Annotated in this window: 10 protein-coding genes and 4 pseudogenes; 5 read left to right on the top strand and 9 right to left on the bottom strand. The window is 62.6% G+C overall.

The window, feature by feature from the left end; genetic code table 11:
* Positions 1-446: pseudogene (locus BKP54_RS30475) on the top strand (RNA polymerase sigma factor SigJ); the annotation flags it as partial.
* A gap of 217 nt (positions 447-663) precedes the next feature.
* Here the strand turns inward: BKP54_RS30475 and BKP54_RS30470 are convergent.
* Both BKP54_RS30470 and BKP54_RS30465 read right to left on the bottom strand, forming a co-directional pair.
* The gene (locus BKP54_RS30470; RefSeq protein ID WP_084815345.1) at positions 664-1296 is read right to left on the bottom strand and encodes a dihydrofolate reductase family protein; all 633 of its coding nucleotides are present in this window, start codon (positions 1294-1296) and stop codon (positions 664-666) included.
* 366 nt (positions 1297-1662) lie between these two features.
* On the bottom strand, positions 1663-2361 hold the full coding sequence (locus BKP54_RS30465; RefSeq protein ID WP_025427533.1) for a TetR/AcrR family transcriptional regulator C-terminal domain-containing protein: 699 nt from the start codon (positions 2359-2361) through the stop codon (positions 1663-1665).
* Positions 2362-2560: 199 nt separating this feature from the next.
* On the opposite strand from BKP54_RS30465, the gene BKP54_RS30460 reads away from it, so the two are divergent.
* Positions 2561-3049 (top strand): RidA family protein, encoded by a 489-nt coding sequence (locus BKP54_RS30460; protein WP_025427534.1) that lies wholly within the window; start codon positions 2561-2563, stop codon positions 3047-3049.
* Positions 3050-3264: 215 nt separating this feature from the next.
* Here the strand turns inward: BKP54_RS30460 and BKP54_RS36860 are convergent, their stop codons facing one another.
* On the bottom strand, positions 3265-3954 hold the full coding sequence (locus BKP54_RS36860) for a phospholipase D-like domain-containing protein (protein ID WP_245317928.1): 690 nt from the start codon (positions 3952-3954) through the stop codon (positions 3265-3267).
* A 191-nt stretch (positions 3955-4145) separates the two neighbouring features.
* Positions 4146-4709, bottom strand: a pseudogene (locus BKP54_RS37210) (phospholipase D-like domain-containing protein); the annotation flags it as partial.
* 684 nt (positions 4710-5393) lie between these two features.
* Between BKP54_RS37210 and BKP54_RS30445 the strand changes: the two are divergent.
* Positions 5394-6275: a hypothetical protein gene (locus tag BKP54_RS30445; protein WP_025427536.1), complete on the top strand. Its 882-nt coding sequence runs from the start codon at positions 5394-5396 to the stop codon at positions 6273-6275.
* Here the strand turns inward: BKP54_RS30445 and BKP54_RS30440 are convergent.
* Together BKP54_RS30440 and BKP54_RS30435 are read right to left on the bottom strand one after the other, a co-directional pair.
* The gene (locus BKP54_RS30440) at positions 6272-7789 is read right to left on the bottom strand and encodes a M81 family metallopeptidase (protein ID WP_025427537.1); all 1518 of its coding nucleotides are present in this window, start codon (positions 7787-7789) and stop codon (positions 6272-6274) included. The genes BKP54_RS30445 and BKP54_RS30440 overlap by 4 nt on opposite strands.
* A gap of 422 nt (positions 7790-8211) precedes the next feature.
* The gene (locus BKP54_RS30435) at positions 8212-9006 is read right to left on the bottom strand and encodes a transporter substrate-binding domain-containing protein (protein WP_025427538.1); all 795 of its coding nucleotides are present in this window, start codon (positions 9004-9006) and stop codon (positions 8212-8214) included.
* A 248-nt stretch (positions 9007-9254) separates the two neighbouring features.
* Between BKP54_RS30435 and BKP54_RS30430 the strand changes: the two genes are divergently transcribed.
* A complete protein-coding gene (locus tag BKP54_RS30430) occupies positions 9255-10172 on the top strand; it encodes a LysR substrate-binding domain-containing protein (protein WP_057206207.1) in 918 nt (305 codons plus the stop codon).
* Positions 10173-10236: 64 nt separating this feature from the next.
* Here BKP54_RS30430 and BKP54_RS30425 read toward each other — a convergent pair.
* The 3 genes and pseudogenes from BKP54_RS30425 to BKP54_RS30415 form a co-directional block, all read right to left on the bottom strand.
* Positions 10237-11452, bottom strand: a pseudogene (locus BKP54_RS30425) (TCR/Tet family MFS transporter).
* Between the two features lie 646 nt (positions 11453-12098).
* On the bottom strand, positions 12099-12572 hold the full coding sequence (locus BKP54_RS30420; RefSeq protein ID WP_025427541.1) for a VOC family protein: 474 nt from the start codon (positions 12570-12572) through the stop codon (positions 12099-12101).
* Between the two features lie 211 nt (positions 12573-12783).
* Positions 12784-14741: pseudogene (locus tag BKP54_RS30415) on the bottom strand (elongation factor G).
* 275 nt (positions 14742-15016) lie between these two features.
* Here BKP54_RS30415 and BKP54_RS30410 point away from each other — a divergent pair.
* The gene (locus tag BKP54_RS30410) at positions 15017-15700 is read left to right on the top strand and encodes a glutathione S-transferase family protein (protein ID WP_025427543.1); all 684 of its coding nucleotides are present in this window, start codon (positions 15017-15019) and stop codon (positions 15698-15700) included.
* The last annotated feature ends 17 nt before the right edge of the window (positions 15701-15717 follow it).

Below are 15717 nucleotides of genomic sequence, written 5' to 3'. Positions count from 1 at the left end.
CGACCCGGCCGCCTGCCGCCAGCTCGCCGCCCGCGCCCGCACCCATGTCCGCGAGGCGCGGCCCCCGCTTCCATGTCGAGCAGGCGCGCGGCGTCGAACTTGCCGAAGCCTTCTTCACCGCCTCGCGCAGCGGCGACCTGAAGACGCTCGGCGCCATGCTCGCCTCCGATGTCAGCATCCACGCCGACGGCGGCGGCAAGCGCCCCGCAGCGATGCGCCCCATCCTCGGCTTCGAGGCGGTTCTCGGCGTGCACGAAAAACTGGCGGTCGCCTTCCGCACGCAGATCTCGACGCTCGTGCGCTCCGGCTTCATCAACGGCCTGCCCGGCTTCGTCACTCGCGAAGCCGACGGCGAACTGCAGTCGACAGCACTAGAGATCGAGGACGGTAAGGTCGTGGCGATCTACATCGTGCGCAATCCCGACAAGCTGGGGCATCTGCACTAAGAGCATTTCCAGGAAAAGCGCGAAGCGGCTTTCCGTCAGGAAATGCTAAAAAACAGAGAGATAGAGCGTTTTCGTCTAAATCGGAAACGTTCTACAGCGCCGCGCGTCTTAGGTCGCTGTAGCACTTTGAATTGCTGCATGTTTTTGTCCTTAAATCGAATAGGATCTAAGGATAAAAACATGCAGTAGGAGTTGTGGATCGCATGCTCGGACGTGGTCACGCCGGCCGATAAATCTGCGCCACCGAGCCCCCCGGAAACGCTGTTGAGCTGATCAGCTTGAGGCGCTTTGGCGGGGCGACGTCAGAGAAGATCGGCAAACCCCTGCCGAGCACCACCGGATGCACCAGCAGGGCGTATTGATCGACCAGACCTTCCGCGATGAGACTGCGCGCGAAGGCGGCGCCGCCGTGGGCGAGGATCGGCTTGCCGTCCCGGGACTTCAACCTGGGGATCTCGTCGGCCAGATCGCCGCTCGCCACATAGGCCTCACTCCAACTGTCCGCGCCGGGCTGCAGCTTCCCCGAATGCGTGCTTCCCGCGTCGGTCCGGGCATCTTCGAGCGCCCTGGTCGCTTCAGCCGCTTTCAGGACCGCCGGCCCTTGTTTTGAGAAGACGGCCTTCGGAATCCGGTTCATCGGCGGCGCGAATACCTGTGTGGAGGTCGGCCAAAATGCCGCCATGTCCTTAAAGGTGCGGCTGCCCATGATGTGTAGGCTGGCGTTCCCCACCGTCTCCACCGACCAGGCAATGGCCTCTTGATCGCCGCTGAACACCCATTCGATTTCGCCCTCGGGCCCGCCGACAAAGCCATCGAGCGACACGGACATCTTCAGGATCAACTCTCTCATTGCTTCTTCCTCACGCTGGTCCGACCCAAGGACGGGCGAGATCAATCGGTTCCGACAATTCGCATTCGCCAAGCCGAAAAAATCTCGACCAACTCCGTGTCGCTTCTTCGGCCTGCGCAGGACGATCGGAATTACCGGTTGAGCGCAACCGGTATGGTTCCTGTTGCCGCGCCTCGGTCACCCACGCCGCCATTGTCCCGTGGCCCGTTAGCGGCTCCCAGGAAGGGCGAAACGATTTCCCGTCAGGAAATGCGTAAAAACAAGGGCTTAAAGCGCAGAAGGCGAATCTGAAAGATCGCGACGTGTATCAATGCATGTCGCGCAAAAGCGTGCAGCGGTGTTGCGGGAAACCGTGTCGTCGCGCGCTCATCGTCTCGGGCCGAGGCCATCGAGCAGGAAGTCGAGGCCTTTCCTGAAAGCACCGTCCCAGTCGTTATCCAATAGCAGACGAGAGCGTTCAATCGTCGGGTAGTGTTCGCTGAGACCTGCAAGGCGCTGCTGCCCGGCGGCCCTGTCCTCGTCCGAGAGGTCGAAGCTCGCCCGAGTGATGGTAGCGCCCATCACATAGTTCCAGAGCGACCATATCGCGACGTTCAAGTCCGCGTCCGAAACACCGGCTCCCGACAGGGTCCTGCTCAGGAGTTCCAGGCGATTGAGCATGTTCGGGCCGAGCGCCCGGCGCGGCAATAGCGATGCCGACCAGGGATGGCGCAGCATGACGGCGCGCCAGTCTTCGAGCATATGAACGACGTCCCCGCGCCAGTCTTGAGCCTCGACCCTATGCGACGGCCCGCGATATTCGAGCACCGCGTCGAGCGCCAGATCAAAGACCTCGTCCTTGTTGCCGACATGCCAATAGAGGCTCATCGCGCCGGCGCCGAGGCGATCGGCCAGCCGACGCATCTTCAATCCGTCGACCCCTTCGGCATCAAGCAGGTCTACGGCGGTCGCCACGATCCGTTCCAGGGAGAGCGGCGCTTCACTGCGTGGCTCCTGCACAGGCTGGAGTGACGCAGCCTTCCGCTGAGGCCGTTTGCTCTGAGTGCCGCTGCGTTTGGCTGCCATCGTTTTTCCTTGCTGATCAGAGCGTCGTTTTAAGCCGACAATCCGCCGAATGTCGATCCTGACCAATTGACGCGTACGTTGTACGATGCAATTTAATCGTACAACGTACGAGTCAATCGCATCGGCAATGCGTTCAAGTTCAATCCTGCAGGCCGTGAGCGTCGGTTGCTCACGGTCCTCTCGGAGCCAAGAGAAAATCATGTCACGCGACAGCAAGCATCTGCTTATCGGAGGGCTAATCATCATGAGCATGGCAGTTCCCACTGCGACGACAGCGAATGAGAATGATCTCAAGCTGACCATCGTCAATCCGCAAAACCTCTACGACCCGACGCCGAACGGCTACAGCACGGCGGTGATCGTGCCCCGTGAAGGCCGGGTTGCCTACATCTCCGGACAGGGCGGCCAGGACAGCACCGGCGCCCTGTCGCCCGACTTTGCCGTCCAGGTCAGGCAGGCCTACGCAAATCTGCGCACCGCCCTCGATGCGCTCGGCGCCAAACCGGATCAGGTCGCCAAACTCACGGTCTTCGTGGTCGATCACGACATGTCCAAGCTCGAGGTCCTGACCAAAAACGTCAAGGAAATGTTCGGCGCGTCCCTGCCGGCGCAGACGCTGATCCCCGTCCCCAAGCTTGCCATCGACCCCATGCTCTTCGAGGTCGAAGCCGTCGTCATGCTGAAATAGCGGCGGCGACGCATGAGGCGCGATTGGCAACTGTGTGAGCGGATACCAATGGGTACTTACGGGGACCGTCGTCGCGCCAACAGGCACGCAACTGCTCTAAGAGGCGCGTCTGCGGAGATTCTTCCATGCTTCAGCGCGCGCTCACGTCGTCGCGCCGTTTACGGCCCAGCAATGCCGGGACGTCAGGCTGCACGCCGGTCGCAAAGCGATCGGCGTCAAACTTGCGAGTCGATCGGCAGGAGTTTCACGAGGTCGGCGATGAGCCGCCGGCGGAATCCCGTTTCGGGCTCGTCGCCGTAGCTGACGATCTCGCCGTCCCGCACCGTCTTCCAGACGATCGCGCCATTAGGATCAAGGAAGACGTGGTAGCTGTTGGCGGGCGCGACGCCGGTCGCCATATAGGCCGTCAGCCTCGAGGCAAGCTCCGAACTCTCGATATACAGGCCGGCTTCCGTGTTGATTACCGCGGATCGCGGGTCGAGGTTGAAACTGCCGATGAACACGGCCTTGTTGTCGAAGACCATGGCCTTGGTGTGCAAGGCGCCCGCGACCGCCCGGAATGGTGCGACCAGCCTGACCGGAATGCGTCGGTGTCCGCGCGCAGTTCGTAGAGCTCCAGGCCGTTCTCGAGAAGGCGCCTGCGGGTCTTGGCATAGACCGAATGCGCGGCGATCTGGTTGTTCGAAGCGAGCGAGTTGGTCAGCACGCGCACCCGAACATGGCGCTCGTGCAGCGCCTTGACGATCGCCTGCGCCCCGGCGGGCAAGGCGAAATAGGGCGCCTCGACGAGCAGTTCCTCCTTCAACTCGGTGACCCGCCCGCGAATGAAGGCGGTAACGTCGTCGGCCGCCTTGCCGCTGGCGATTGCTTCCGGGTCGTCGGCGATGATCCGCCCTGGCGCCCACACGAGACCGTCGCGCAGCTCGGCGCTCCGGGTCGCCAGCTCGCCGAGATCCTGGTCGATCGGATAGGGGTATTCGGCGGCGGCAATCTCCTGGCGCAAGCGGGTCAGAATGGCGTCGAGATCGGCGGCGCCATAGGTGCGCTTGACGATGGTCGCGATCGGCCTCGTCGAGGCGCTGTTCCAGTATCGGTCGAACACCCCCGACAGATCGTCCACAACGGGCCCGACCGCCAGCACATCCAGATCGCGAAAATTGGCGACGGTGTTCACGCCATAGTAGTCGTCGCCGATATTGCGGCCGCCAACGATCGCCGCCGAATTGTCGGCCACCATCAGCTTGTTGTGCATGCGGCGGTTGACCCGGCGGAAGTCGACAAGGAAGTCTAGCCTGGACCACCTCCGGTTCTTGGTCGGGTTGAACAGACGGATTTCGACGTTGGGGTGGGCGTCGAGGGCAGCTTTGACCTGATCACTGGCCTTGTAATAGGGATCGTCGACCAGGAGCCGCACCCTGACCCCGCGATCGGCCGCCCGCATCACCCGGTCGACGATGATCCGGCCGGTTGTATCGCCGTCCCACACATAATACTGCATGTCGAGATGTTTCTCGGCCAGGTCGGCCAGCGCCAGACGCGTGATGAAGGCATGTCGCGCCTCGCTCAAGAGGCTAAAGCCGGAGAGGCCAGGATGCGCGGCAGCGGCCGGGCTGAAGAACTGGCTCAACCGGGTTAACGCGGTATGCTCGAACCCCGTCATGGCCTTCATCTCTGGTTAGCGGCGGCGGCGCCTAACGCATGTCGCGCAAAAGTGCGCCGCGGTTTTGCGATAACGACATGCGTAAAAACAAGAACTTAGAGCGCGGCAAGCGAATCCTAGAGATTGCTACGCGCTTTAGCCCTCTTCAAGAAGCTTCATGATCTCCGCCTTCATCGTCGCGTCGTCTTGGGAGGCGAGAATCGATTGATGTAGCCGGTTTTGCGCAGATCGAATTCGACCAATCCACGTCGCCAGAGTTGACCAATCTCGGTATCGACACGTCGGCAGTCGACCCAGTCATCGCTCTGGACGCACCCAATTTGGCGTCAGGGAAAATGCGCCAATGGACAGTGGGCGCGGCATGTTTTCCCCGTCTATATTGGGCTGAAACGATAACACGGTTCAGATGCAATGTCGTCACCGTTCACTGTGGGCGGTGCGAGCGAGGGTGCCGACTGGGGGATGATGGCGATTCGCGGCTGGCGATCGTCGTGCAGCGAAGGTGACGGGATCACGCGGCGAGATCAATGCGCTTGCTGAGCGAGGCCTCGGCGCTGCCCTCCCTTCCAGCCGAACTCAATGACTTTTCCGCTCGATGCAGGAAGGAGGCGAGGCTGAAATTGTCGCAAGCCACCGCTCGCTGTCCGCCCCCTTTTATCAAAATACTAACGCCCTGGTTGCTAAATGGACGAACGCGCTCGCTCTCGTTACCGGTGGGATCTTCTGCCGCAGGAGTGGCCGGTTGCCGAGGTGCCGATAGCCATGTGGCCATTCGAAGATGACGTGTATCCGGAAGGGTATTTGCTGCCTGTGGATGTGACCGGGACACCACTGCGATGGAGGGACTTCGGGCGGCGGCACGGGGTTGCCGTTCTGCATTATGGGCACTACGGGCTGTTCGCCGCCGACAATGTCCGGCTGCCGGATGGTACGCGCGGTCGGGTGCGCCTTGCGCCCCAAGGCCCTCATTGGCGGCGACCGCTCAACGATCATAATCGCGCCTGGTCCAGCGCCGCCGTGGCAATCCCGGTCCACTGGCGTTGGGGCACGCTGACGATAGGCCCCGACGATGTCGTGTTTGAGGACGATCAATCGTTGCCGGAGTACATGTTGCAAGGCCGCAACGAACGCCTCGATTACGATCTCTGCCAAAGTTCCGAGATCCGAAACCTCGCCCTGACAATGGAAGGGTGCAACGCGCTTTACGGCTTGCTCGTTGAACGACATTGGGCGCGTTCTCCCGACGATGAGAGCTGCTCATATACGCGGAAAGGCGCGGCCAGGCTGCTTGCAAAAATTCGCGGCCTCGGCGAGACATTCTATGATTTCACCAGTCCGGGCTGGCTGTGTTACCGGGGCTATGCGGCCGAGCACGAGAGGATAAGCCGTCAGCTCGAACGGCTCGGTTGGCACGATGTTACCGAGAAACCCGCCTCCCTGTCGGCAGACGGAGCTGGTGCGTCTGACGGGATGCCGGAGCTTCTGCGAACAATGGCGCTTTTCGTTGTCGGCACCATGGTCGCCTTTTTCATCCTGCTCGCCATCACAATACTCGCCCCGGTCTAGCGCGCCGCCACAATCTCTGCCTCCCTATCCAGCGGATAGATCGGCCGGCGCACGCGTTTGAATGCCCGTGCCCCGATATTGGCGGTGCTCAGACCATCGGCGTCGACCTCGATGATATCAGACGCGATCGGGCCGAAGGCGGCGCGGAAATGTTGCTGCGACTTGACGACGACGATGTCGTAGCGGGCGGGCTCGATGCCGACGGCGCGAAACAGGTTCTGGTCGAGCAGCTGCTGCCGCTCGCTCGAAATCAGGATGTCGATGCCTGAGACATGGAAGCGCACGCTTGGGCCGAGCGACGCCGGCAGGCCCTGGAACATCGGCCCTTCGAAGATGATCCGGCCATCGGAGATCGCCTGCACCGTGCCCCTCACCCGGATCGGCCCGCCGCCGACCGCAGGGTCGATCTTGCAGCCGAGCGTCACCTCCCGCTCGGCGCCGAGGCCGGCTTCGATCAGTTCGGCCACCACAGCTGGGTCGCACATCGCCCCGAAGGCTGCGTTTTCGACACCCGCCTGCAGCAGGCCTGTGAGCAGGCAGGTGGAATCGCTGTAGGCGCCGCAGCCGGGATTGTCGGAGAAATCGGCGATCACCAGCGGCCCGGGCTCGCGCTTGGCCGCGAAATGTTTCGCGATGGCGCCCGGCAGCGCGGCAAGCGGCAATTGCTGGTCCTGATGCTCGCGCCGCCGCCAGATCTCGTCGCAGAGCCGCTCGGCGTGCGCAATGGCATCGGCGTCGGCAACCCGCGCCTTGTCGTAGCAGATCACGGCAGAAGGTCCGGTGTTGTGGATGTCGGCGTCGTAGAAGCCGGCATTGATGGAGGTCGCAAGGATCCCATTCTCCTCAGCGATGGCATCGGCGATCTCCAGGAGTTCGGTCATGGCGCAGGCATGGGTCGTGCGGCCGTCGTTGCAGCCATTGATCATCGGCGGCTGGCGGATGGCGATGGCGGGCGTGATCTCCCTGCGCATCGCCGCCTCCAGCAGCGCGCCGGCCTTGTGGCCGCACTCGGCCATGTCGACATGCGGATAGGTGCGGAACGACACGGCAATGTCCAGCAGCGCGGCCATGTCAGGCGCGGAATTGGCATGAAGGTCGAAGGTGGCAGCGATGGGCAGATCGGACCCGACGATGCCTCTGACCGTCTCTAACAACTGGATCTGCGCATCGTCGGCCGTTTCGGTGCACATGGCGCCGTGAAAGACGATGAAGACGCCGTCGAGTTTTTCGCCGTTGAGCGCCGCCGTCACATCTTCGACGAAGCGCAGCCGCGTTTCCTCGTCGACCCTTCCGCCGGGCTCCGCCCGCGCCGCCACCGTATAGACCGACTCCCAGCCATAACGATCGCAACAGTCGATGAAGCCGCCGATTTCCGAATTGGTGCCGCGGCAATTGTCCTCGATCGCCGCGCCCTTGAAGTAGTGGCACATCTGAAAATCTTTAAAGCCGGTCTTCAGCTTCGAGAACGTGTTGGTTTCCTGGTTGAACTCGAGAACGGCGACCTTGAAGCTCATCGCATGCACTTTCATGTTGGGACTGGGAGAAAATCGAGGAAACGGGCGCCGGGGAAGCGCGAACACCCCGGCGCCGCGCCCACCGCTTGCCGCGCCCTGCGCTGAGCGCAACGCACAACACGCGAATTCCTTGTGAGAGGCGTGCAACACACCCTGACCCTCTCCCCGCAGGCGGGGAGAGGGAACGAGGCCGCCACGCGCGCATCACCTTGCGCACTCATTCACTGTTGCGAACGTTGCGGGCGCGGCAGCGACGCCGTCACCTTGTCGTGACAGAAGAGAAAGCTGAGAGGGCTGGCGGCTGTTGGGGTTGCGAGCGGGTGCCGCAATGTCCCTTCCTCCCGCATGCGGGGAGAAGGTGGCCGGCAGGCCGGATGAGGGGCTTCGATGAGCCAATAACGATCCTGCTCTAGCCCCTCGCCTCACCGGAAATATTCGGTCGTGCTCTTCGGCCGCGCCATGATGTCGAAGTCGAAATACTGTTTGCGGATCTTCTCGTAGGTGCCGTTCGCCATGATCGCCTCCAGCCCGGAATTGAGCTTGGAAAGCAGCGCCTCGTTGCCCTTGCGCACCGCCATGGCGTTGCCCTGGGCGGTGTCGAGAATGAAGCTGTCGCCGACGAAATCGCAGCAGCCGCTGTCGTCCTTGGCCAGCCAGTCGGTCAGCGCCATCTGCCCTTCGAGGATCAGGTCGAGGCGGCCGTTGGCCATGTCGAGAAACACTTCGCTGAGCGTTGGATAGAGTTTTATCTCGCTGTCGGGAAAGAACTCCTGCAGCGCCTCGACCGCCACCGAGCCGGACTGCGTGCCGATCACCTTGCCCTTCAGCGCCTCCGGTGAAACTTGCGCCAAGCCCAGGTCCTTGCGGGTGATGAAGCGCATGGCGTTGAAGTAGTAGGGCTTGGTGAAGTCGACTTCCTTCTTGCGGTCCTCGTTGATCGCCATCGAGGCGATCATCACGTCGAACTTCTTTGCCTGAAGGGCGGGAATGATGCCGGACCACTCGTTGGTGCTCCACACGCATTCCATCTTGATCTCGGCGCAGACCGCCTGGCCGATATCGTAGTCGAACCCTTTGATCTCGCCGCTCGCCGTCACATAGTTGAAGGGCGCATAATCGCCTTCCGTGCCGATCGCCAGCTTGTCCGCCGCAAGGCTGGTGCCAGCCATCGCACAGGCGAAGAACATCGCTGCCGCACTCATGAACTTCTTTTGCATCTCGTTCCCTTTATTGTTCTTCTCGGCGCCTCCCGGAATATCGCTCGCAAAGCCGCACACCGGGTTACACCCAATGCGGATTTCGCTTGTTATTCCGTAAACTTGCTGCCGATCGTTGTTGCATTTTCGCTTTATTATTCATCGACAATGGGGGATGCGGCAGCGCTTCGCAATGTCAAAGAAATAATCCCAGCCATCCAAAAAATTCATATATACTTGAGCGATTGAACCGCCTTCCGGAGAAACCCATGCGCGATCTGCCGAGCCTGAAATCCCTGCGCGCCTTCGAAGCGGCGGCGCGCAATGGCAGCCTCACGGCGGCGGCAAACGAGCTCTGCATCGGCCAGGGCGCCATCAGCCACCAGATCCGAATTCTCGAAGACAATCTCGGCCTCAGCGTGTTCGTCCGGAAGCAGCACGGCGTCGAACTGACGCCCGAGGGTGCCCTGCTCTTTGCCTCCTGCAACCGCGCCTTCGACGATCTCGAAGGCGTCGTCCAGCATATCCGCCCGCGCAACACCCAGAAGATCCTGCGGGTCAAGGTCGGGCCGTTCTTTTCGATGAAGCTGATTGCGCCACGCATCTCTGAGTTTCTGGCCGAAAATCCCGGCCTGCAGATCCACCTCTCCCACCTCGAAACCAACACGCCCGCCTCCGGCACCGCCGACGTCATCATCGACTATTGCCTGCACCCGCCACCCGCCCGGTTTTCGCAGCGGCTCTTGCGCGAGCGCCTGGTGCCGGTCTGCGGCAAAGCCACTTGGGAGGGGCAGGCCGACAAGCACGATCTTCTCTCGGGCAACCGCCTGCACTATCGCGGCCTTCAGGAATGGCAGAGCTGGATCGCCTCCTCCGGCCTCCGGCTTTCGCCCAGCCGCCAGGACCTGATCTTCGACGACCAGCACATCATCCTCGAGGCGGTCAAGGAAGGACAGGGCGTCGCCCTCGTCGACCGCACTATGGTCGAATATGAGCTCAGAACCGGACAGATCTGCCTGGTGCACGACCACTATTACGAACCGGCAGAGACCTACCAGTTCGTCTGCCAGGAAGAGCTGTTCCGTACCAAACCGGTGACCAAGAGCTTTCTCGGCTGGCTGCTGCAGGAAATCGACGAGCGCCAACGCCGCTATGCCGAGATTGCCCCGGCCGGCTCCGCTGGCTAAGGCGCGGAGTGGCCGTGACGGGGCAACCGTACCGCTCCGCGACCACTATGCAGCCGACGCGATCTCACCCTCGGGATGACGACGTCGCTGGGCCGGCGTCAGGCAGCGAATGCCCATACCGCAGACCGAGAACCAGGGGCACGGCGATCGCATAGATGACGACGACCGTAAGCCAGATTGCACCGGGCCATTGCTCCCGGACGACGAAATAGAAGCTTGAGAACGCCAGCGGCGCCACGATCGAGGCGAGGCTGACGGCCGACGTCAGCACGCCCTGGAACTGGCCCTGCTGGTCCTCGTCGACCTGCCGGGTCGCCAGGGATTGCAGCGCCGGCGTGCCAATGCCGCCAAGCGCGAAAACCGCCATGATCGCGAAGATCATCCAACCCTCTGTCGCAAACGCCATGACAACAAGCGCAAGACAAACGCCAGCGATGCCCGTCAGGATGGTGGCGCGCTCGCCGAGCAGTTTCACGACCGGACCGGGAAGGAAGGCCTGGGCAAGGGCCTGGCAGACGCCAAAGGCGCCGAGTGAAAGGCCGATCCAGAGCCCGTTCCATTGAAAGGTGTCGCTGCCCCAGAGCGCCCAGCAGGTGCCATAAGCGTCGCCGGTGGCGCTGAAGATGAAGAAGGTGAGGATGACGGGAAAGCAGGCTCTTCACAGAAAACACCCAGCGCAGCGGCCGAAGCGGGTTCAGCGCTGCAAGATCGATCTTCTCCCGGCTCGGCGCGCGCGACTCCGGCAGGATGAAGAACGCCAGCAGCAGATTGAAGCCGTTCAGCACGGCCGCCGCGATGAATGGCAGCCGCAGCCAAGTGTCGCCCAAAACGCCGCCAAGCACTGGGCCGATGATGAAGCCGATACCGAACATGGCGTTGAACAGGCCGAAGCGCCGGGCGCGCTTATCCTCCGGCGAGATGTCGGTGATGTAGGCTGATGCCACCGACATGTTGGCGCTCGTCAGGCCGGCGATCGCGCGGCCGATGAAGAGCATCCAGAGATTGGGTGCAAAAGCCAGGAACAGGTAGTTGATGGCGGCACCGCCAAGCGAAATCAAGAGCACCGGCCGACGGCCCAGCCGATCGCTGAGCGCGCCGAGCACCGGCGCAAAGATGAACTGCATCACCGCGTAAAGTGCGGTCATGATGCCGATATAGGGGGCGACGTTGTCGGCGTGGGTCACCTCCTTGAGCAGCGAGGGCAGGATTGGAAAGATGAGGCCGATGCCGATGGCATCGAGGACAATGGCAGTAAAGATGACGATGAGGGGTCTGGTCATGACAGGTTCCGATGGACGCAAGCATGCGGACGCCGCCAGGCGCCATGAGCTCACGATAAGGCCCGACAGAGGTCAGGCGTTTGATGTTCTGGGAACCGCTGGCCGATCCATACGTCAGGCGTACGGATGGCGTGTGCTTGACCGCCTGGACGTGAATTCGTCCACCTGTTTACTCCGCCACTGAGCGGATCAAGGGAAGCAGTCGCTTTTCGCGATGGGCGATATTTACGCCAGACGATTGCGCGCGGCAAGCCCCCTGCTGCTGGCGCGTGGTGGCTGGCAGCTTCTTGCCAGGCGTCGGTTTGGACCTGGCCCTGCCAAAACGGCGGCACCAATGCGTCCGTCCTAGTCCTGCCTTCTTTTGGAAAGAACGCGCCTCCGGCCCGACAGCGGAGGACTTGCGCGCCATGGCCACGACCCGGCATCCTCGGCTGCCGTGGCTGAAAGCCAGATTGTAGGCCGTTGTGTTGAGGTAGCCGGCTGCGTCTACGCAGAGCCGCCATTTGCCGCGGCTGGTGAGGCCGCAGGCGCCTGTTGCGCTCGCGCGGTCCTCTGAAGGTGGATGGAAGGACAGAGCAACCATCTGACCAGCTCGCGCCGCCCGGCGCGCTTCACGCCAGGCGCGTCGCCCGCGAAAGGGATGGTCTCAGCCGCGGCGCGCCGCTTCGATCGCCGCCACGTCAATCTTCCTCATGGTCATCATCGCGTCGAATGCACGCTTGGCCTCAGCACCGCCTATGGCGAGCGCATCGGTCAGCACGCGCGGCGTGATCTGCCAGGACAGGCCCCATTTGTCCTTGCACCAGCCGCATTCGCTTTCCTTGCCACCGTTGCCGACGATGGCGTTCCAGTAGCGGTCGGTTTCTTCCTGACTGTCGGTTGCGATCTGAAAGGAGAAGGCTTCGCTGTGTTTGAACGTGGAGCCACCGTTCAGGCCGATACAGGCAACACCCGCAACCGTGAATTCAACGACCAGCACATCTCCCTGTTTTCCATCCGGATAATCTCCAGGCGCACGGATCACAGCGCCTACTGCGCTGTCGGGAAAGGTCGCGGCATAAAAGCGGGCCGCCTCCTCCGCGTCCTTGTCGTACCATAGGCAGATCGTATTCTTGGCCATTGTGTCGTCCTCTCACTGTTCGTTGCCCAATCCGGCCTGAACGACTTGAAGTAGGAGGAAAACCGCCTGTCTCCAGCCCGGACACCCAATTTGATGGGAAAAATGAGACAAGCCGGCCAGTTTGCCGAACCGTTTGCCTGGCGCGGCCCGGAGCCTCGCCGCATGGGCCGCCGAGGACTATGCCGGAGCGAAAGCCTGGTCCGTGCGCGACCTACCCAGCCTGCGCCGTCCCATGAGAATGGATCACCGCCTCGGCCTCCTTGCCGTAGAGCTCCTCGAAATGGTCGAAGTTCTTGGAGAAGTAGCCGATCCCTTGCGTTGCCGAACGCACGCCCGCGCCAGCTCGTCGAGCGCCGAGCCCGGCACCAGGGCGCGAAAAACGTCCCAGCCCTTGGCCGCCTCGTCGCGGTCGAAGCCGAGCACCTGGCCCTTGAAGGTCGAGACAACCGGCACCAGGCTGCCGGAATAGATCGACGGGATGTGGATCTCGACGCGCACCACCGGCTGCATCAGCACGGCGGAGGCCTGCGACAGCGCCTGGCGCACGCCCATCTTGGCAGCAGCCCGGAAGGCGAATTCGGAGCTGTCGACCTGATGGTGCTGGCCATCCGTCAGCGTCACGCCGACATCGATCACCTGAAAGCCGAGCGGCCCCTTCTCCATCGCCTCGCGTGCGCCCGCCTCGATCGCCGGGATGAAGTTGCGTGGCACCGCGCCGCCCTTCACCGTCTCGTTGAAGCTGAAGCCGCCGCCGCGCTGGTTGGGGTGAACACTGAGCTTGACGTCGGCAAACTGCCCCGCCCCGCCCGTCTGCTTGCGGTGGCGGTAGTGCACGTCTGAGGGTTTGAGCACCGTCTCGCGATAGGTCGGGCTCGGCGGCCTATCGGTGACGCCGACATGGAAGACATCGGCCAGCGTCTTGCAGAGATCGCGCAGATGCACCGGCCCCTGCACGCAGATCAGCTGCGCGCCTGTGCCCTCCTCCTGCATCACCTTGAGGCTGCGATCGGTCTCCGCCAGCTTCGCAAGCGTACCGGAAAGCTTGGTCTCGTCGCGCTCGCTGTCGGGCACCAGGATGCGCTCCAGCATCGGCGTCGGCGGCACCGTCCAGTCAGGCGCCTCGGATGCGGCAGTGCCGGTCAGAAGCGCCGGCACCGGCAGGTGGTCGGATTTGACGGCTGCAAAGATCGTGCCAGGCTCCGGTGTCCCTGTGGCAAGCGGTTTTCCGGTCGCCGGGTCCTGCACCGAGCCGACACCGCCGCCGCCGAGTGCCGCACCCTGTTTGATGCCGTTTGAAAGCGCGCGGACAAGCACGGTCTTGCCGACATTCTGGCGGTGATAGGCATGAAAGCTGACGGCAGCGAGGTTCGCTTCGGGAACCTTGCTCGCCTCGCCGAGCCTTTTTCGCAGCGTGTCGACCGGCGGCGCCTCGTGCCTCAGCGCCTTCATCAGCCGCAGGATGCCGTTGCTGTGGCTCGCCGCGCCGACGAGAACAGGGATGATCCGGTTTTCCCTGAGCAGCCGCGAGGAGATGGCATAGATCGTGTCGCTGCCGGGCTCGCGATCCTCGATCAGCTCTTCGAGCAGCCAGTCGTCGAATTCCGAGAGATGTTCGAGCAATTCGGTGCGCGCTTCCTTCTCGCGCTCCAGCGTCGTATCCGGGATCTCGATCAGCGCCGAGGTCTGGCCCTCGCGATAGCGCCAGGCCCGCTCGGAGATCAGGTCGCAGCTGCCGACGATCCTGTCGCCTTCGCGGATCGGCACCTGCCGCAGGATCAGCATGTGGCTGGAATAGTCCTGCAGCGCGGCGATGACATCCCGCAACCGGCCGCGCGGCTCGTCCATGCGGTTGACGAAGATGATGCAGGGCGTGCCCGATGCTTCGATCACCTTGAGATAGGGCGCTGCCAGCACCGCCTCCTCCGGCGCCGGCGAGACGCAGAGCACGCAGGCGTCGCTCGCCAGAAGCGCGTGCTGCGCGTGCGCGAGCGCCTCGGTGCCGCCGGGCGCATCGAGCGCGCACCAGGCTTCCTTGCCGATCTCGAATTCGGTGATGTTCAATCCATAAGGTGACGTGGCCTTTCTGGAGCTTTCCCCCAGCGCAGCCAGTTTTTCCACCAGCGTGGATTTTCCGGTCTGCGAAGGCCCAACTACCGTGAAGCAGCGCATCGGCGATCCTCCCCTGTTGCGGAGCGCCGTGCGTTTCGACGCCCTGCCTTCTATTAAGTCTAGCGCATCTTTTGGGCTTTCAATGGCCTTGGGCAAAAACGGAACACGAACCGTGCTTCAAAGCACGCCACTTGGCGTTCGCAACACTCCAAAAACTGATTGCATAAGTGCATCAGTTTTGCCATAAGTTCCCCAGTAAAATCCGACCCATCAGCGTTGCGCCGGGTTACCGGACGCAACGCCCGCCTGAACCGTCAGCATCGGAGATTGTCCGCATGTCGCTCACGCTTTATCTGCATCCGCTCGCCTCATTCTGCCACAAGGTGCTGATCGCGCTCTATGAGAACGATACACCCTTCGAGCCGAGCCTGGTCGATCTTCTGGATCCCGTGGAGGCGGCCCGTTTCGCTGAGCTCTGGCCGGTCGGCAAGATGCCGGTGCTGCGCGACAGCGCCCGCGATGTCACCATCCCGGAGACGTCCATCATCATCGAATATGTCGATCGCCATTACCCCGGCAGCCAGCCGCTGATCCCCAGGGATAGCGACGCGGCGCTACAGGCGCGGCTCTGGGATCGCTTCTTCGATCTCTACATCCATGTGCCGATGCAGAAGATCGTCACCGACACGCTGCGCGCCCAGGGCGAGAACGACCATCGCGGTGTCGCAGATGCCCGCGCTACGCTCGGCGTCGCCTATCGCATGGCCGACCGGCATTTCGCAATCAACGCCTTTGCCGGCGGTGCCGCCTTCAGCCTTGCAGATTGCGCCGCGGCCCCCGCACTCTTTTATGCCGGAATTGTCGAGCCCTTTGCCGACGCCTATCCGCATCTCTCCGCCTATTTCGAACGGCTGCTCGAACGCCCTTCGATGACCCGCGTGCTGGCCGAGGCGCGCCCCTATTTCCACATGTTTCCCTATAAGGATCTCATGCCCGCGCGCTTTCTTGCCGGGGCCTGAAACGGCCTCGAAACCGC

It is taken from the genome of Ensifer sp. 1H6, from assembly GCF_001976035.1.
Taxonomy (GTDB): domain Bacteria; phylum Pseudomonadota; class Alphaproteobacteria; order Rhizobiales; family Rhizobiaceae; genus Ensifer; species Ensifer canadensis.
The sequence above is the reverse complement of the archived record's forward strand: the minus strand, read 5'-3'. Positions and strand labels throughout refer to the sequence as shown.